The sequence below is a fragment of the Moorena sp. SIO4A5 genome (assembly GCF_010672005.1).
Taxonomy (GTDB): domain Bacteria; phylum Cyanobacteriota; class Cyanobacteriia; order Cyanobacteriales; family Coleofasciculaceae; genus Moorena.
The window spans coordinates 17,750-35,840 of sequence record NZ_JAAHHZ010000068.1 but is presented as its reverse complement, the minus strand read 5'-3'; the positions used below and the strand labels follow the sequence as shown (position 1 = coordinate 35,840).

Genomic DNA, 18,091 nt, shown 5'->3' with positions numbered 1-18,091 from the left:
TCTTGGTCTTGGTCATACCACTCTCCGGTTGGTGTGGTTTGTCCAGTGGAGATGATGCGCTCGATTAATAGGTTATCGGTAGATATCAACGGTTCAAACAGTTCTTCGGTAGGAAGTTCAGGAGGTAAGTTGAAAATGTTAGCTATCTCTTCAGTGTTCATAGATCACCTTATTAATCAAGTTCAATGGAGACAACGACCTGTCCGTGATCAGATTGCCAACTCTCAATTTTCTCGTCACTCAAGGTTTCGTCGATTAGATGATCATTGAAAAGGGAGACATACCCAACTCTGCCAATGCGTTTGGGATTTTGAACCACGAATTCCTGACTGACCAGGATGTGATCTAGGCTCTCGTGGTGGCCATTATGGATGTGGGTGTAGTAGAAGTCACCATAGTTTTGTCGAGCTTGAATGTCTTTGACGTAATACAACAACACATCCCAGATCATCTGCTTTTTCTGAAACCAGAGTTTTCTCAAAGGGGGCTCTCCAGAAACAATTTGAGAAGTTATAGCCACACCACTATCATTGACATCACCCATCACTATTACCGGATGATCCCTGTGCTGTAGCTTATCCATCAAAATTACCCGCAAAGCTGTTGCTTCAGCTGCTCGGAGGATTAGAGATCTCGCTTGTCCTTTGGCTTGTTCAATCGGGTCGTTGCGGTCTACTCCATCTGGGATGATCGGACGCTTGGACTTGAGGTGAATTACAAAAACTGTACAATCAATTGTGTCACTCAGCTTGAGATGTGCTTCTAACACTGGTCGAGAAAAACGCTTGAGTGGGATGTCTGTTCCCTGGATATCCAGGCATGCCGTAGTGGGAAAATCTTTGATGACGTTGTATTCAAGCACTGGAAACCTGGAGGTCAGGGCAACAACTGGACTTTTACCGGTAGGCTTTGCGAACACAGTGGTGGCATTGTCATAAACTTGGCTCTGAGCCAGTGCTTGTTGGAGAGCTTCTTGATGAAATACTTCTTGAAAGCCAACAATGTCAGCTTTCATCTTCCTCAGTTGTTCACCAATCCAGGTGGTCTTAAGAGCGTACTCTGTTTGGGTATATATCTTTTTCCTATAGTATAGGACATCTGGTAGTACTAAGTTGCATAGGTTAAAGGTTCCAACTTTGAAACGGTTTCGATGCATGATTCTTATTTGTGCTTAGAACTATTTCTCTAGCTTGGCATTTCTCCATCTAAAGATGCGGGGATTCTCTGTTCTTGGAGTTGCTCTAACCTCGCAGGCTTAGGCCATTTGTAACAACTTCAACCAAGGGCTTAGATCATGTCAGGATAATTACCCTTAATCAAAATTTCCCCCATCTCCCGATCTCCCGATCTCCCCATCTCCCGATCTCCCGATCTCCCCATCTCCCCATCTCCCCATCTCCCCATCTCCCCACACCTCCGTTCTTTGTTACAAATATGAGATGCACCCGTTGGACAAGCTTAAATCCTATAACCAACACTCCTCAAGGTGAGAGAATAAATTAACCCTCATCCTCCAAATCGATAATACTCCCAAATTCATGCCATCACGACCAACTAGAGTTGGCAGGTGACCCACTGGAGCCCAGATTACGGAAAATGTCAGGTCTTCATAATTTTTCCATCGTCTTCTGAGGTGCAATCCTTTGCGCTGTCGCCATCCCACACGATGACCAAATTGTTGATAAAGCTTAGTTTGATACGCTAATAGGTTAGGGAAATAATTACTGCGGGAAATACTGTTTGGGTTGTAATAAGAACTTAAAACATAAACGCTTCGGTTGAATTCCAGTTTATCAACGTTATTATCGTCACTATCAAGTTTTCCCCCAAGCTTCTCCCAAATTTCTTTTTGCAAACTGAAGCCGAATTGCCCACTGCTATACTTTAGCCAAAGCCCCTCAATGGTGTGTAGATCGGTACAGGGAAAATTCTTGATTGACTCAGGGTCGATATTGTTGTCTTCTTCTCGATCAACTGCTTTGACCATCAGAGCAAAAGTTTCCTGATCGGCTTCTTTCCATTTACCGGCTCTTAGTAAATCTCGCAAGTTAGAGTAGTCTATGCCTTGATCAGAAATGAGTTGGTCAGGTTGGTGTAGGTCAACAGTTATCCCCAACTCCTTGTGTTTTTTAGTTAAGGTATATTGAACAATTTCAGGAATTTTACCATACCGTTCATAGTTTTCCACAATTTTGCGATACTTGGCTTCGATTTTGCGATACTCACTATCGGGATCATCGTTGGGGTCTTGATTCATTAAAATAGTCAGTAAAATATCCAACCCTTTATTATCGAGAAACAGGGCTGGCTCGATCTCGGGCTTAATAGTCTGGACTTTTTCGGTGGCATAGTTATGTAATTCACGAACATAGATTAAGCCAGCCCTATCTCGGTCTGCTGCACCAGTTTCAATTCCTTCCACTAAGTACTGGGTGTAAAGGGAAGAATGAGCTGGTTTCTGTTCAAAAGAGGTTTGTGTAGTTGTGGAGGAGGTGAGAACTGCTCGCCCTGGAGCACTGAGTTCTTCCTTGAGATTGACACTCACAGGTTCTGTCAGCCAACCGTCAACTGAAGCACTATAGTAATCACACTCAAGAATTACTATTTGTTGCTGAGCATCACTACGACTCAATTGCTGGTGTAAAAAAGAAGCAGGCAATGTAGTACCTTCAAGGTTGTCTTTAGTCGTGATGCTAGTTGTTAAATACAGTTTACCATCCTGATTAATAATTCCTTTGCCAGAGAAAAAAACTAGGGCTAAGTCATTGACACCACATTGGTCAACTAGCTTCTGAATTGCCTGTTTTAGGGTTTCCAGATTGGGATTGATCAGCAACTCTACCCGATTAAAATCCCCTAGGGTTTTCTCTTGCAAAACTCGCTGCATTGCTTCTACATCATTGGAGGCAGCTTGATGGGTAGTTAAACCTTCTGCATACTGATCAACCCCGATCAGCAGTGCTACTTTCTTAGCCATTTACTTTTTCACTAATGCCATCTCTTATCTTCTTATAGCATTTCTAAAATAGGTGAGGTACACAAGTTTTTGATTTTAGGGAACAGCGGATCTCGGAATCGGGAATCGGGAATCGGGAATCGGGAATCGGGAATCGGGAAAAAATCTTGTGTACCTCATCAAGAGGAGAACTGCTATATAATAATTAAGGACTGATTAGATTGTCAGAGGGTTCCTACTCCCTACTCCCTACTCCCTACTCCCTACTCCCTACTCCCTACTCCCTACTCCCGACTAGTCACGGGTCTTGGTTAACCATTAGAATCGATTTAATTTTTCTTTTGATTCGATTTCCGTTTTTGTCCACTCTCCCATAAACGGTTTTGCCGTTATAATAAAGAGCGGAGGAGCTTCCTCCATCTAGATTCATGGCTTTTTCAACCCCGGCAATTTTCAGGAAGGTAGCCAACGCTCTGAAGGACATACCGGAATTTCTGGGAGCTTCTGCTTTTTGAGCCACCATTACTAACAAAATGCTGCCATCAGGAGTAATACCGACTGCACTTCTAGCATTGAGTCGGCTGCTCCCTAGGGCATCTCGTATGACTTTCCCATTTTCTACAGCTACAAAACCTTCGGTGACTGATGTAATTTGTGGAACCAGCAACGGACCACTGCCTAGGGCATCTAATAATTGACAACCGGGGGGGGTCGGTTCACTGTGTAGAGTAATATCGTAGCGGACTGTTGACCCACAACGGTATCGCCGAAATTCTGATCGATTGAGAATTTTATCCATGTAGGGCTGTAAGCTGGGATTTTGGATCAGCCCCTGGTTGTCACGGGGATCTGCTACTAGTTGCCCTTGCTTGATTACAATCGAGGTGGTCTTCTGATTTTTTGGGTCAAAAAAACCGCCGTTGATGGCAGCTACAGCTTGGTGCTTTTGGGCTAAATCTTCTAAGGTGATTAACTGTTCCGATATGGCGGGAGTAACGGAAAATCCACTATCAGCTGGAATTAATAAGGTATGAACCACACTAAAGTCTAGAGGATGGGATTGGTATTTGATCTGTTTCTGGGGTGGCGAAACATCTGAAGAAAGGGCATCGGGTGGCTGGTGATCCTGGATAGATAACCACGCAACCGCTAAACCTATGGCAATCAAGCTCAGCCCAAGGATTTTTCTCACGTTCTTTTAAAACCAAGTAACTATAGCAAAGGGAACAGGGAGTAGGCAGCGGTGCGACTCCCCGCTTTTTTAAAGCTAAGCTTGAACCCGGAGCGTAGGGAATATAGCATCAAAAATTATCACAATTCCTACACGGATCCCTATTTCGTTGAGTACATCAAAAAGATTAATGGTAGACCATTGCGGGAGGGAGATTTTGTACGACAGGGTGAATTGCTGGCAAGAGTAGACCAGCGTAAGTTAGCGTCTGATGTAACGGTGGCGGCAGCAGCGGAGGTGGAAGCTACCAAAGGGGTAATCACAGCCATGGCTAGTTTGCAACAGTCTCAGGCATCGGTGCGGGCTGAGCAAGCGAATCAAGCCAGAGCTCTGGCAAGTCTGGCTCAGGCTAAGGCAGATATGAAAAAGGCGATCGCAGCTCGGAATTTGGCGGAAACTGAGATGAAACGGTACCAAAGACTGTGGCAACAGGGGGTTGTTTCTGCAAGCGATCGCGACCGGGCGGTCACCCAATTCCAGGATGCGCAAGCAGCGGTTTAAGCAGCGGAGGCTGGGATTGTATCAGCCCAGAGTCAGATTCGTGCAGCCCAAGCCAGTTTAGAGGCAGCGCGAGGTGAGTTGATTGCGGCTCAGGCTCAGATAGATACCGCTGAATCTGCGGTTAGCTCAGCTAAAGCCCAGCTTAACAAGAGGAATGTTATCCTCAAAGACACGGTGTTAAGAGCACCGTTTGATGGTATAGTTGCTTATCTTAACATCAGGGAGGGCTTGTGACAGGTCATGCGATCGCTTACGACCAATCCTGACAACTAGTGCTACGACGATAATTGGTTTATTGCCCCTGGCGTTTAGTGAAGCTAATTGGTTTCCGTTGTGTATGGCAATTATCTTTGGCTTGATGTCGTCTACGCTAATTGCATTTCTGATTGTCCCTGGTCTGTATTTACAGTTGACTCCTAATCATAAGCCTCAGGATTCGTAATAGGAATTATAGCAGTTTTAAATTAGGTGAGGTACAAATTTTTAGGTTTTAGGGAACAGGGAATAGAGAAGAGAGAACAGGTAAAAAATCCTGTGTACCGCATAGTTTTGAAAAACGCTGTAGTTGCTCCAGCAGAACGAATAACGCTAGACTTTCATAGCTATGAACAGCAATAGCTACGAAGCTTCAAAATAGATTGGTAACGTAATAACTATGGCCTTTTCGGTGAGGAAAAACAAGACTCTACCCAGTGTGGGTGATACCGATACCTCTGATAAACATCTGACCTGTGCAGAGTATTTTGCAGGAATTGGTTTGGTCAGATTGGGGCTAGAGCAAGTAGGCTGGAAAGTTGTCTTCGCTAATGATTGGGCCTATGACAAATTTGAAATGTACTCTGCTTACTTTAAGGATGCAAGCAAGCACTATAGAGTTCAAGATATTTTTTCGGTTTGCCATTCCGATATTCCCAATACTTTGCTGGCGACGGCTTCATTTCCCTGTATTGATTTATCATTAGCAGGCAATTTAAAGGGTATTCATGGTCAATACTCTAGCGCTTTTTGGGGTTTTACTCAAATTCTTGACAGTCAAGGGAATAAGCCTCCCCTTGTGATGCTTGAAAATGTGACGGGTTGGCTTACTTCAAATGGTGGGCAAGACTTCCGAATTACCATTGAGGAGTTGAATCGGTTGGGTTATGCCTGTGATGTTTATGCCATCAATGCAGCCCATTTCGTGCCTCAAAGTAGACCACGAATTTTTGTGATTGGGGTGCATACATCCGATGTGAATCAGAACATGTTGATTTTTGCAAGGCGTTCTTCGTCACTTAAAACTCAAGCACTTGAAAAAGCGATCGCAGCTAATCATGATCTGCGCTGGAATTTCATAGAGGTTCCACCACTGCCTGAAAAGGTGAAAACTGGCTTAAGTGGTGTTGTAGAGAATATATCGGATCATGACGAGCGTTGGTGGCTTGAAGATAAAGTGCAACGCCACTTAACTATGATGTCCCCTGTAAATCTAGACTATCTAAAAGAATTTCAGGATTTATCCTATTACTCTTACTGCACCATGTACAGGCGTGTTCGTGAGGGCAAGCAAAGAGCAGAACTCAGAAAAGATAGCATTGCAGGCTGCCTAAGAACTGCTAGAGGTGGCAGTAGTCGGCAAATGTTGGTCAGAGTTGGAAAGGGAACTATCAGAATGCGTCTGATGACACCTCGTGAATATGCAAGGCTACAAGGTGTTCCTGATGATTACCCCATTCCATCACATATCAATCAAGCTTTGAGTGGATTTGGTGATGCTGTCTGTGTACCTGTGATTACCTGGATTGCTTCCCATATCTTGAATCCTTTGGTTAAGTTGATTCCAGAAAATACCTTAGCACTCCATCGCTGATCTCCAAAAGCTTAACACCTTGATTCTTGACAAACCCATAAGTTACTGAGCGTCGAAACCGCTGTCTCGCTTCGGCTTGATAATTTTGAAGGAGTTCGGGTAACCATTTATCAAATTTGGAAAGCATTTTGGCACGCTCGACTAACCAAACTTCAATATTGGTATATGCTTGACTTCTGGCAATAAAAATATGATCAACAGATTTATCATCAGCTAATTTATCCAGTCCGTGATTCCTGTGATATTGGTACTCAAAGCTGCTTCCAATAACAGCAGATTTAACTTCATAGTTGATCAAATCTGCCCCGTCTCTTCGTCTTGCTCTGTCATTGACCAAGATTGCTGCAAATACCTCCCAATCTTTTGAACCTACGCTTCCTTGTACAGTGAAGCCGTATCTTTGATATATTTCAGCTTTATCTTGACTATATTCCAGGATAAATCTTCTATAAAAAGAATACGCTTCTTGGACTTGCAGAGTCGGCACTTAAATCTTCCTCATCTATGCTAACTGTTGCTTGCTCCAAGCTACTCCCGACTCCCGACTCCCTATTCCCTTTGCTAAACTAATCAACCGGATGTCACATCATACAGCATAATCCGATGACCGTCGTAATCGCAGAATGCTTGTTCAGTGAAATGGAGGTTTGGTGGTCTAGTAAAGTAATTGGGCTCAATGGTGTCAAGTCCCAGTTCACGGATTTTCTGAATGGTTAGGGTCAGGTCTTTTACTCTGACCACCAGTGCTAGACGATAGGGAGTGGTAGGGGTGGGTAATTCAATTCCCTTGACTTCGGTCAGAGCCAGGGCTCTAGGTTCGTCTTCTGTACTGAGTGATGCAAATTTGAGCTGAGCACTTTTGGGAAACTGAAACACTTGGTAGAGGTAAGAGTCTGGGGATGCTTCAGCCAGATAGTCGAGCCTAAATCCTAGAATATCTCGGTAAATGGTGAATGCTCGTTCGAGATCAGCAACGACTAAGCAGGGGCGCTTGATGTGAAGCCCATCTAGATTAGGGGTATTGGGATTGACTGAGGGCTGATTGGTTTCCATTCACCCACTTAATTTTACCTTAGCTAATTATATAGCAAATTGAATAGGGAGTAGGGAGTAGGGAGTAGGGAATAGGGAATAGGGAGTAGGGAGTAGGGAGTAGGGAGTAGGGAGTAGGGATAAGAAAATTGAATGTACCTCATATAGTTAATTATAGCTGAAAGTTACCTATCAAAAAATTTTGCGATCGCATTCGCAAATCCATGAAATGAGCTGTAACTTTCGGATACAATAGAAACAGTTAATCCCAATTTTTCAGTATTAGCAGCGGTATAGGGACCAAAGCAAGCAACGACACAATGGTTATAATCCTGGGGGGAGTTAACCATTGTCAAAAAAGCGGTTACTTCTGCGGTGCTACTAAAAGCGATTACATCTATCTTGCCTTGACTAATCAGATTTAATTCTACATCATAGATAGTTTGATCCAAAATTCGGGTTTGATAGGTCAATACCGGAGTGACTTTCATGCCTAATTCCTGTAAACCCGAAATAAAATTTGGGATGACATTAGGCTCTGGTATCCCGACCACCTCTGGAATAGGAACTAATATAGTTTTCTGATCAATAGTTGGATAGTTAGACAATTCAGTAACAATTCCTGTTGGGCTAGCTTCAGCGGGAACTAAATCAGCTGTTACTCCAAAATCATACAATCTTTCGGCATCTTTTCCAATCGCAGATAGTTGACAATTTTTCAGCACAGATGTAGAAATACCCAAGGATGCCATGCGCTCAAAAAAAGCGTCTATTCCGTTGCGACTAGTGAAAGCAATCCAATCAAATTTATGAATTTGCCTGAGAGCAGCATCTAATTCAGGGGAATTTTCCAACAGACAGGTTTCAATAGTTGGCATCACTATGGGAAGTCCACCCTGATTAATGATTTGTTGAGATAACCGAGACCCATAGTTTCTCGGTGCTGTTACAATGATTCTTTTGCCATAGAGAGGGAGTTGATTGGAAGGAGATAGAGGGTGCATCTTTTTATTGTAAATCTATATCAATACAGGGAACAGGGAACAGGGAACAGGGAACAGTAGTCAAGAGCTCCAAGGATTTTTTAGTATTATGCTAAATTAGCATTAAGTTTAATGATTATTTTATAAATGCTATAGATAACAGTTATAAAATAATTAAAAAAATAATTACAGTTTTTGTGAATACCAAAAATAACTATATAATTAATTTAATCTTGCCTCTTGCCTCTTGCCTTTTCCAAAGAGATTATGTTCACAAATCAAATGGAAATGCTATATAACCGTCCTAGTGCGAAACTAGTACAAACATTAATATAGCGTTTTTCATACTTATGAGGTACATTCAACTTTAGTTACCCCTACTCCCTACTCCCTACTCCCTGTTCCCTGTTCCCTGTTCCCTGTTCCCTTTGCTATAGATGAATAAATTAGCACTTACCTTAAAAAATCCCTTTTTCACGGATATCAAGTGGATCCTAAGCCTTTTCCTGGCTGCCCTTTTCCTTTGGGGTATTTTTCTGGGAAACGTACCCCTACGAGACTGGGATGAAGGCACCAGGGCCCTGATCGCTAGAGAAATCTATCGTACGGGCAACTGGCTCCATCCTACTCTGTGGGGACAACCTTATCTACTTAAACCCCCTTTGATGGATTGGTTGATTGCCTTAAGCTATAAACTAGGGGGTGTCCAAGAATTCACTACTCGTCTGCCTGGTGCTTTTTTGTCAGCTTGTGGAGTACCACTGCTCTATTTAGTAGCACGAGAACTATTCGTTGAACGTGTCAGTGCAATATTTGCCGCTAGCGTCTACTTGACCCTGTTGCCAGTTGTGCGCCACGGACGTTTGGCGATGCTGGATGGCATGATCAATACTTGGTTTTTGCTGTTGCTATTGTGCTTACTTAAAGCTTGTCAGGCTCAGTCTTATTGGGCAATTGGGATCGGAGTTTGTTTAGGACTAATTACTTTCACAAAAGGTCTATTAGTTGTGCCTCTAGGGGCAATTGTCTTGGTCTTTATTCTGGCAAATAAAACGTTATGGTTGTTGAAAAGTCGCTATTTTTGGTTGGGCATAGTCCTAGGTTACGCACCGGTTTTGGTTTGGTATATTGCCCAATGGCAGCATTATGGAGCAACCTTTTGGCATGTTCATTTTATCTCGCAAGGATTCGCTCGCATCTCTCAAAAGGTGGAAGGGAATCAAGGCTCACCATGGTATTATATTTTGGAGTTAATTAAGTATACTTTCCCTTGGCTATTGTTTTGGCTAGGAGGATTCTATCTAGCTTGGCGAAAACCCCTCACCACTTGGGGGAGTTTGATTTTAATTGGGACTATCGGCTATTTGACGATTATTTCTATGATGGGAACCAAGCTGCCCTGGTACATTATGCCTGTGTATCCCTTTTTTGCTATAGCTGTTGCGGCTCAACTCACCCTATTTTGGCAACATTGGAGTCGTTATCCTAAGATTTTAACAATTATTTTAGGATTTATCGGAGTAGCTGGTTTAGGGGGATGTATTTATTTTATATTGGCAGATCCCCAACCGGTTTTAATCATTATGGGTATGGTGGTAAGCCTAACCATGACCCTAGCGGCTTTGAAAATTAAACAGCATAACCGCAATTTTATCCCAATTTTATTGATAGGGATGTACATGGCTTTGGTATTATTAATGAGTTCTCACTCTTGGCTCTGGGAGTTAAATGAAGCATTTCCAGTTAAGCCAGTGGCGGCTTTGATTCAGGAAAATACGGCTCCAGGGGATATTATCTATACGTCTTTTCCCTATCAGCGTCCTAGTTTGGATTTTTATAGCGATCGCAAAGTAATTCCCCAAGATGAAAAGACTTTAAAACAGTTGTGGTCAACTCAATCTTACCTGCTGTTGGACAACTCGACGTTGGCGGCTTTGCAATTACCTAACCAAGTATCTTTAGGAAGTGCTGAAGGGTTTACGTTAGCTAGAGGGGTGGGAGTCGGGAATCGGGAGTAGGGAGTCGGGAGATGGGGAGATGGGGAGATGGGGAGATGGGGAGATGGGGAGATGGGGAGATGGGAGTGTGGGAAGCGATGGCCTTTCGGCCACGCTACGCGAACGCATTAAACAATCTCACCAATCCCAGCATTCTTATACCTAATTGAAATAAGGCATTACTTTCAACCTCATAACCTCCTAACCTTCAACCTTCAACCTTGGCCAAAAGGCCACGCTACGCGAACAACCTTCAACCTCCTAACCTTCAACCTTGGCCAAAAGGCCACGCTACGCGAACAACCTTCAACCTCCTAACCTTCAACCTCCTAACCTTCAACCTTCAACACAATAACCTTCAACCTCCTAACCTTCAACAAAATAACCTTCAACCTGCTAACCCCAAAAAAATAGCCGCAGAAATACTATCCACGGCTAGGAATGTTACCTTATGTCATTCAGTTTTTTCACCTATCCAGACGTGACCCTATGGGATTAGACCCGATGAGTTAGCTGGGGGCAAAGCCCCCCAGGAATTTAACGTTTTACGGGATAATCAAGTACTTGACGGTAATTGTGATGAACTCTCCCGGAATCCCCGTCGGCTGAAGAGGAGTCCAGTCGGAAATTTCCGTGTAACGGAGTACATACAGGGTATGCATCGTATTAAGTATGGCCTTGCGGGACCCCTTTAAAATATGCTGAACAGGGATTTTTTTTGGGGAAGACTCGTCAGGATTATTATCTGAGTTAGGCGGTAATTGTGAAGGCATAAGGTGAACCTCTTGCTTTTTGTTTACATTTATAATAGTAATGATTATATATTAATTTGTCAAGGGTTTTGAAAATTTATTTTTGGGAGGGTAAATTTAAATAAAGCGATCGCATCCCATCAGCAATCTGTTTTTTTATGAGTAGTAAATTTTGGGAATTGGGAGTCGGGATAATAAATTTACTGGATATAATAATTATTTTTACTATGAGGGACAAAAAGAACCCACTAAATTCCTAGTGAAAAGGGGTACTTTGAGAAAGAGATTCCCCTAAATCTCCCTTAATAAGGGGTACTTTGAGAAAGAGATCCCCCTAAATCCCCCTTAATAAGGGGGACTTTGAGGTTGATAAGTGTACCTCATACATCCAATAAACGCTATATCATAAGTATGATCAACCCTAGGAAGCGATCGCGTATCGTTTCTGTCAGAGCATCGCTTTTTATTATGAGTAGCATAGGGGATAGTAAATAGTGAAACTATTAAACTTAAGTTGCATTTTTAGTTGTGCTATGCTAAATTACCAGGAGGCTAAATTATCGATTAACAAATCCTATAGAATAGCGTTTCCATATAGTAATGAACTAAACAGTATTTTCCCCGATTCCCTACACCCTACACCCTACTCCCTACACCCTACACCCTACTCCCTACTCCCTACTCCCTACTCCCTTTGCTATCTATGATTAACTCTCAATCCTTAAAAGCTATTCAAAACGCTAGAATAAATGACCACATTGGTAAGCCCCTTTATGACTCCTATTGTTTCTCCCAGATTCCCCAGATGATCTATCATCTGCTCACCGGTCAAGGAAACATGGGTTTACCTAGGAGTGTATTAGGAGAATTACCGGATCGCTATGATAAGGTTATTCTGATTTTTGTTGATGCTTTCGGGTGGCGTTTTTTTGAGGACTATGTTGAACAATCGGAATTTTTGAAGCGGTTTGTAGTAGAAGGTGTGGCTTCTAAATTGACTACCCAGTTTCCTTCCACAACTGCTGCTCATGTGAGTACTATTCATTCAGGGCTTCCGGTTGGTGAGAGTGGTGTCTTCCATTGGTTTTACTATGAGCCGCTGTTGGATGATATTATTGCTCCCTTGATGTTTTCGTTTGCGGGTGATAAGCAACGGGGAACCTTACACACAACTGGTATTTCTGAGCAAAGCCTTTTCCCTACCCAAACTCTCTATCAAAAATTGCAACAGTATGGTGTGCAATCTTATTGTTTTCAACACTACAATTATGCTTACTCTCCTTTTTCACGAGCGGTGTGTGATGGGGCAACTACTGTTTCCTACAAAACTATTCCTGAAGCATTAGTTAACCTGACTGAAGCAGCGATCGCTGAATCCGATAAGAGCTACTTTTTTCTGTATTTGGATACTATTGATGGGATGGCTCATAAATACGGTCCTGGCTCCCTCCAGTTCCAGGCTGAAGTTAGCACGCTTTTGCTAACCATGGAGCGACTTTTATATCAAACCGTAGCTGGTAAGCTGAAGAATACATTATTACTAATTACGGCTGATCATGGACAAATAGAAGTTTCACCAGAGACTACTATTTATTTGAATCAGCTTAGCCCTTCTATTGAACAGTTTATTAAAAGGAATGCCCAAGGTAAACTGTTGGTGCCAGGGGGGTCATGTCGGGATATGGTGTTGTACATTCAGGACGACCATTTGGATAAAGTCTATGATTTGCTGACGGAGCAGTTGGCAGATCGAGCAACAGTGTACCGCACCACGACATTAATTGAACAAGGGTATTTCGGTATAGGTGAACTCTCCCCATTATTGCTTAATCGGTTAGGTAATTTAGTGATTTTACCCCATAAATATGAAACGGTTTGGTGGTATGAAGAAGACCGTTTTGAACAACACAAGTTGGGCGCTCATGGGGGATTGTCACGGGAAGAGATGGAAACGATTTTGTTAGCTATTGATTTTTGAAGGGTTAAGAGGGTTGAAGGTTGTTCGCGTAGCGTGGCCTTTTGGCCAAGGTTTGGGAAGGTTGAAGGTTGTTCGCGTAGCGTGGCCTTTTGGCCAAGGTTTGGGAAGGTTGAAGGTTGGTTGGTTGTTCGCGTAGCTTGTAGGGTGGGCAAAAACCGTTTGCTTCAAATGAGTATTAATGATTAGATGACTTTGCCCACCCTACTTTAATTGCTATTTTTTTTCCCTACTCCTTTGAAGCTTGTAGGGTGGGCAAAAACCGTTTGCTTCAAATGAGTATTAATGATTAGATGACTTTGCCCACCCTACTTTAATTGCTATTTTTTTCTGATAACTGAACCACTACTCCCTAGGGTCTACTCCTTACGGCATATTCCCTAAGAGATATAGCGTTTTTACTAGTTATGAGTTACGCAAGAGTTTTTTCCTAATTGCTCCAAATAGATAAAAAAAGATCTAAACTACAAAAGAATCTTCTGTACTGTGCTATTGAGTCGTCAAATTATAGATGACTACTTCTGAGCTAGAAACTGCCCTTAATTGCTATCAAGAAGCACTCTCTAACCTAAAAGAGTCTCAATCTCCTCAAGTAAAGGAAGTGCTAGAGATTTTCAATGCCAGGGATGCTGTGCAGGCGGCTTGGAGTCAGTGTAATCACCTATCTGCAACTGATCAACAGCGACTGGTTGAGTTGGACCGTGAGCTTAAGAGCAAAGCAGGGCAGATTACCAAAGTCATGGACTTAGCTGAATACCGAAACAGTTTTCAGCCTCAAGCCGCTGCGTGGTGGTGGCGATTGGAAACAGAAGCACCACCTCATCTCTGGGACCGCTGGGATTGGTTGTGGAGAGGGCTGACGGTGGGCAGTTGGACAGTGAATCTGAGCTTGTTGGTGGATATTGTGCCCCGATTTCTGAGTGCTGGGACCGGAGTTGCGGGAGTGGCAGTGGTGGCGTTTCCGAGTATCTTAACCCTATTGCAAGCCAGAAGCGAACTGACCCAGGCTGGAAAAGAAGGGTTTGAAAAATTACTCAACAGGCTGCGTATTCCCAAGCCTTACCATGAAGAAGCCAAATTCGCTTCCACATTGTTGCTGTTTGGGGTTCTAGTCCTATTATCGTTGAACAAGCCAGCTTTTTCCGATTGGTACAATCGCCAGGGAGTCAAGAAATATAATCAGGGGCATTTGGCTGGTGCTGAAGCTAACTATCTTCAGGCTTTGGCTCTCCATCCAGACAATGCCAAGGCTCACTATAATTTAGGGTCCCTCTACGAAGACCTGCAAGACTTCGATAAAGCTAAGAGTCAATATCAATTCGCTGTTAAGGAGAATTTGATTAAGGCCAAGAACAATTTGGCTCGCTTGTGGATATTGGAAAACAAACCAGAATTGGCTACGCCTCTGCTGTGGAAGAGTTTACAGGAGACGGAAAATCAGCCTTTGAGAGTCAGATACAACTTGATGAAAAATTTCGGTTGGGCATTGTTACAACAACAGGAACTAGACCAAGCGGAGACCATTCTAACGGGAGCGATCGCTTTAGCTAGCACAGCGGAGGGAATGGAACAAATCACAACTCGCGCTTCAGCCCATTGTTTGTTGGCTCAGGTCTATGAACAGCAAACCCGCAATGGCGAAGCGCTTCAAGAATGGCAAAAGTGTTGCCAGCTAGGTTCAATTGTTAATCCTGATCAACCGAAATGGTTAGTTTTAGCTCACAAAGCGTTAAAGGAGGCAGGTAAACGATCATGCAATGGCAAAAATGGAAACTTTTGATTGGCTTAATCCTGGGGCTGAGCTTGGTAGTCAGCTTAGCTAGACCAGCTCGTCCGATCGGAAATGGTTTAAATCTAGTTGTGGCTCTTCGTCCTCAAGGTCAGGTGAAACTTAAGCGTTCCAGTTGGCCGGATTATCAGCCAGCCTTTATTGGTGCATCACTGGGGGCTAAGGATCACCTCTTACTGGCCAGCAATAGTTTTGCCAAAGTACTATGCCAGAACTTAACGGAGTGGCAACCGGAAGCTGGCAGAGACTATATCGTCTCTGAAGGCTGTGCTCCTACCTCAACGCCAAAGCTATTGGAATTCGACGAGGATACACTGCCTGAGAGACGAAACAATAATCCAGACATTCCCTATATTCTCAGACCTCGGGATACCTTCCTGCTCAATCAGCAACCGCTCTTGCGCTGGCATCAGGTTGAGGGCGCGAGCACTTACCAGGTGAGAGTGACTGGTCCAGGGGTGGAGTGGAACCAGCAAACTAGTGCAACGGAGATAGTTTACTCAGGAAAGCAGTCCCTACAACCAGGGGCTCGTTATTGGTTGATTGTCGAGACTGACCAAGGCAAAAGTTCTAAGGACGAGGGAGTGTTCGGCTTTACCATCCTCGATCAGGAAAAAGCCCAGGAGGTATCAGCAGCAGCGGAGGAAATTAAGCAAAAGCAGTTGAGTAAGCCAGCAGAAGCACTAGCTTTGGCTCATTTGTACCGCAGCAATGACTTGAAAACTGAAGCCATTAACCTGCTGGAAACAATTTTGGCTGATGGATCTGAGTCGCTCCGGGTTGATCAACTTCTGGGGGACATTTACAAACAAGTGGGATTAAATCGCCTAGCTAGGGAGCGTTACCGGCAAGCCCTAGAACTAGCCAAGGCAGCAGGAGATTTAGACACTCAAGCTCAAGTGCTTGGGGGACTGGCAGTCACCAGTGCCATCATCGGTCAGAAGAATGAAGCGATCGCGTGGCTAGAGAAAGGGAAAGAGGTTTATCAAACCTTGGGAGATCAGGTCAGGGCAGGTCAACTGGAACAAAAAATGGTTAAGATTTTAGGGGGCTAATCGTTGATGAAGGCAAGGATCTCAATCAAGCAAGGGCTGATGGCGGCTACGGTAGTGGCTGTGATCGGAATGAGGGCAGTTCCCGTGCCACCATGGGGACAGACGGGTATAGCCCAAGCTCAAGAAAGCTCACCATCAACTGAGTCAAGGGAGTCTGTCATTAAAAGAAAACTAGCAGAAGCATCTCGACTTGTTAAGCAAGCGTTGGAGCTTTATGAACAAGGAAAGTACTTAGAAGCCATCCCCCTAGGGGAAAGAGCATTAGGGATTCGACAACAAGTCCTAGGACCAGAGCACCGAGATGTGGCAGAAAGCCTCAACTACCTGGGGGAACTGTACTTACACCAGGGGAGGTACTCAGATGCTGAACCCCTCTACCAGCAAGCCTTACAGCTAAGAAAACAGTTGCTAGGACCAGACCACCGAGATGTGGCAGAAAGCCTCAACAACCTAGCGGAACTGTACTTACACCAGGGCAGGTACCAAGAAGCCGAACCCCTCTTGCAACAAGCCTTACAGCTAAGAAAACGGTTGCTAGGAGAGGAACACCCACAGGTAGCATTAAGCCTCAACAACCTAGCGGAACTGTACTTACACCAGGGCAGGTACCAAGAAGCTAAACCCCTCTTCCAGCAAGCCTTAAAGCTAAGAAAACGGTTGCTAGGACCAGACCACCGAGATGTGGCAGAAAGCCTCAAAAACCTGGCTTTACTGTACTTGAACCAGGGCAGGTACCAAGAAGCTAAACCCCTCTTCCAGCAAGCCTTAAAGCTAAGAAAACGGTTGCTAGGAGCAGAGCACCCAGATGTGGCAGAAAGCCTCAACAACCTGGCTTTACTGTACTTTAACCAGGGGCAGTACCAAGAAGCCGAACCCCTCTTCCAGCAAGCCTTAAAGCTAAGAAAACGGTTGCTAGGAAAGGAACACCCCCATGTGGCCACCAGCCTCAACAACCTGGCTTTACTGTACTTTAACCAGGGGCAGTACCAAGAAGCCGAACCCCTCTTGCAGCAAGCCTTAGAGCTGACTAAACGGTTGCTAGGAGAGGAACACCCCCATGTGGCCACCAGCCTCAACAACCTGGCTTTACTGTACTTTAACCAGGGGCAGTACCAAGAAGCCGAACCCCTATTCCAGCAAGCCTTAGAGCTGAATAAACGGTTGCTAGGAGAGGAAAACCCACAGGTAGCATTAAACCTCAACAACCTGGCTTTACTGTACTTTAACCAGGGGCGGTACCAAGAAGCGGAGACCCTGTTGCAGCAAGCCTTAGAGCTGACTAAACGGTTGCTAGGAGAGGAAAACCCACAGGTAGCATTAAGCCTCAACAACCTGGCTTTAGTGTACTTTAACCAGGGGCGGTACCAAGAAGCCGAACCCCTGTTGCAGCAAACCTTAGAGCTGACTAAACGGTTGCTAGGAGAGGAACACCCACAGGTAGCATTAAGCCTCAACAACCTGGCTTTAGTGTACTTTAACCAGGGGCAGTACCAAGAAGCGGAACCCCTCTTGCAGCAAGCCTTAGAGCTGACTAAACGGTTGCTAGGAGAGGAACACCCACAGGTAGCATTAAACCTCAACAACCTGGCTTTCTTGTACTTTAACCAGGGGCAGTACCAAGAAGCGGAGCCCCTATTCCAGCAAGCCTTAGAGCTGACTAAACGGTTGCTAGGAGAGGAACACCCACAGGTAGCATTAAGCCTCAACAACCTGGCTTTAGTGTACTTGAACCAGGGGCGGTACCAAGAAGCGGAGCCCCTGTTGCAGCAAACCTTAGAGCTGACTAAACGGTTGCTAGGAGAGGAACACCCACAGGTAGCATTAAGCCTCAACAACCTGGCTTTAGTGTACTTTAACCAGGGGCGGTACCAAGAAGCCGAACCCCTGTTGCAGCAAACCTTAGAGCTGACTAAACGGTTGCTAGGAGAGGAACACCCACAGGTAGCATTAAGCCTCAACAACCTGGCTTTA

Annotated in this window: 20 protein-coding genes; 12 read left to right on the top strand and 8 right to left on the bottom strand. The window is 44.3% G+C overall.

All coding sequences use genetic code 11. From position 1 onward, the window contains the following. Window positions 1–172 precede the first annotated feature (172 nt). The 3 genes from F6K57_RS20765 to F6K57_RS20755 form a co-directional block, all read right to left on the bottom strand. Entirely contained in the window at window positions 173–1,156 is a 984-nt protein-coding gene (locus F6K57_RS20765) for an endonuclease/exonuclease/phosphatase family protein (protein WP_293030464.1), read from the bottom strand. Between the two features lie 309 nt (window positions 1,157–1,465). Further along, entirely contained in the window at window positions 1,466–2,977 is a 1,512-nt protein-coding gene (locus tag F6K57_RS20760) for a GUN4 domain-containing protein (RefSeq protein ID WP_293070388.1), read from the bottom strand. Between the two features lie 277 nt (window positions 2,978–3,254). Beyond that, window positions 3,255–4,148 carry a phosphodiester glycosidase family protein gene (locus tag F6K57_RS20755; RefSeq protein ID WP_293070386.1) on the bottom strand — a complete coding sequence of 298 codons (894 nt, stop codon included), beginning with the start codon at window positions 4,146–4,148 and terminating at the stop codon, window positions 3,255–3,257. 51 nt (window positions 4,149–4,199) lie between these two features. On the opposite strand from F6K57_RS20755, the gene F6K57_RS20750 reads away from it, so the two are divergent. The 4 genes from F6K57_RS20750 to dcm all read left to right on the top strand — a co-directional run bounded on the left by F6K57_RS20750 (window position 4,200) and on the right by dcm (window position 6,537). Next, window positions 4,200–4,688, top strand: a complete 489-nt coding sequence (locus F6K57_RS20750; protein ID WP_293024311.1) for a hypothetical protein — start codon at window positions 4,200–4,202, stop codon at window positions 4,686–4,688. A gap of 202 nt (window positions 4,689–4,890) precedes the next feature. Next, window positions 4,891–5,130 (top strand): efflux RND transporter permease subunit, encoded by a 240-nt coding sequence (locus F6K57_RS20745; RefSeq protein ID WP_293024309.1) that lies wholly within the window; start codon window positions 4,891–4,893, stop codon window positions 5,128–5,130. 26 nt (window positions 5,131–5,156) lie between these two features. Beyond that, window positions 5,157–5,306, top strand: coding sequence for a hypothetical protein (locus tag F6K57_RS20740; RefSeq protein WP_293070383.1), 150 nt, complete (start codon window positions 5,157–5,159; stop codon window positions 5,304–5,306). Between the two features lie 37 nt (window positions 5,307–5,343). Beyond that, window positions 5,344–6,537 (top strand): DNA (cytosine-5-)-methyltransferase, encoded by a 1,194-nt coding sequence (dcm, locus tag F6K57_RS20735; protein WP_293070381.1) that lies wholly within the window; start codon window positions 5,344–5,346, stop codon window positions 6,535–6,537. Here the strand turns inward: dcm and F6K57_RS20730 are convergent. The 3 genes from F6K57_RS20730 to F6K57_RS20720 form a co-directional block, all read right to left on the bottom strand. After that, on the bottom strand, window positions 6,497–7,024 hold the full coding sequence (locus tag F6K57_RS20730) for a hypothetical protein (protein WP_293024307.1): 528 nt from the start codon (window positions 7,022–7,024) through the stop codon (window positions 6,497–6,499). The genes dcm and F6K57_RS20730 overlap by 41 nt on opposite strands. Before the next feature lie 83 nt (window positions 7,025–7,107). Beyond that, window positions 7,108–7,590, bottom strand: coding sequence for a VOC family protein (locus tag F6K57_RS20725; protein ID WP_293039864.1), 483 nt, complete (start codon window positions 7,588–7,590; stop codon window positions 7,108–7,110). Between the two features lie 164 nt (window positions 7,591–7,754). Beyond that, window positions 7,755–8,573 carry a uroporphyrinogen-III synthase gene (locus tag F6K57_RS20720; RefSeq protein ID WP_293024304.1) on the bottom strand — a complete coding sequence of 273 codons (819 nt, stop codon included), beginning with the start codon at window positions 8,571–8,573 and terminating at the stop codon, window positions 7,755–7,757. Between the two features lie 416 nt (window positions 8,574–8,989). On the opposite strand from F6K57_RS20720, the gene F6K57_RS20715 reads away from it, so the two are divergent. From F6K57_RS20715 to F6K57_RS20705, 3 genes are read left to right on the top strand one after another with little or no spacing between them, the layout of a single operon-like run. After that, window positions 8,990–10,570, top strand: coding sequence for a glycosyltransferase family 39 protein (locus tag F6K57_RS20715; protein ID WP_293070378.1), 1,581 nt, complete (start codon window positions 8,990–8,992; stop codon window positions 10,568–10,570). 11 nt (window positions 10,571–10,581) lie between these two features. After that, the gene (locus F6K57_RS20710) at window positions 10,582–10,719 is read left to right on the top strand and encodes a hypothetical protein (protein ID WP_293070376.1); all 138 of its coding nucleotides are present in this window, start codon (window positions 10,582–10,584) and stop codon (window positions 10,717–10,719) included. A 51-nt stretch (window positions 10,720–10,770) separates the two neighbouring features. After that, a complete protein-coding gene (locus F6K57_RS20705) occupies window positions 10,771–11,034 on the top strand; it encodes a hypothetical protein (protein WP_293070374.1) in 264 nt (87 codons plus the stop codon). A 60-nt stretch (window positions 11,035–11,094) separates the two neighbouring features. Here F6K57_RS20705 and F6K57_RS20700 read toward each other — a convergent pair whose 3' ends face one another. After that, window positions 11,095–11,322 (bottom strand): hypothetical protein, encoded by a 228-nt coding sequence (locus F6K57_RS20700; protein WP_287256427.1) that lies wholly within the window; start codon window positions 11,320–11,322, stop codon window positions 11,095–11,097. 512 nt (window positions 11,323–11,834) lie between these two features. Between F6K57_RS20700 and F6K57_RS20695 the strand changes: the two genes are divergently transcribed. After that, complete coding sequence (locus tag F6K57_RS20695) at window positions 11,835–12,008, top strand: hypothetical protein (protein WP_293070372.1); 174 nt, start codon at window positions 11,835–11,837, stop codon at window positions 12,006–12,008. Then, window positions 12,005–13,279: an alkaline phosphatase family protein gene (locus F6K57_RS20690; protein WP_293070370.1), complete on the top strand. Its 1,275-nt coding sequence runs from the start codon at window positions 12,005–12,007 to the stop codon at window positions 13,277–13,279. Before F6K57_RS20695 ends, F6K57_RS20690 begins: the two co-directional genes overlap by 4 nt. Here the strand turns inward: F6K57_RS20690 and F6K57_RS20685 are convergent. Then, window positions 13,262–13,447 carry a hypothetical protein gene (locus F6K57_RS20685; RefSeq protein ID WP_293070368.1) on the bottom strand — a complete coding sequence of 62 codons (186 nt, stop codon included), beginning with the start codon at window positions 13,445–13,447 and terminating at the stop codon, window positions 13,262–13,264. The two genes, F6K57_RS20690 and F6K57_RS20685, sit on opposite strands and share 18 nt — an antisense overlap. 340 nt (window positions 13,448–13,787) lie before the next feature. On the opposite strand from F6K57_RS20685, the gene F6K57_RS20680 reads away from it, so the two are divergent. The 3 genes from F6K57_RS20680 to F6K57_RS20670 form a co-directional block, all read left to right on the top strand. Continuing rightward, window positions 13,788–15,056, top strand: coding sequence for a tetratricopeptide repeat protein (locus F6K57_RS20680; protein ID WP_293070366.1), 1,269 nt, complete (start codon window positions 13,788–13,790; stop codon window positions 15,054–15,056). After that, window positions 15,029–16,120 carry a tetratricopeptide repeat protein gene (locus F6K57_RS20675; RefSeq protein WP_293024286.1) on the top strand — a complete coding sequence of 364 codons (1,092 nt, stop codon included), beginning with the start codon at window positions 15,029–15,031 and terminating at the stop codon, window positions 16,118–16,120. The genes F6K57_RS20680 and F6K57_RS20675 overlap by 28 nt, the downstream gene beginning before the upstream one ends. 6 nt (window positions 16,121–16,126) lie before the next feature. Next, the coding region (locus F6K57_RS20670) for a tetratricopeptide repeat protein (RefSeq protein ID WP_293024284.1) at window positions 16,127–18,091 on the top strand (1,965 nt) is incomplete at its 3' end.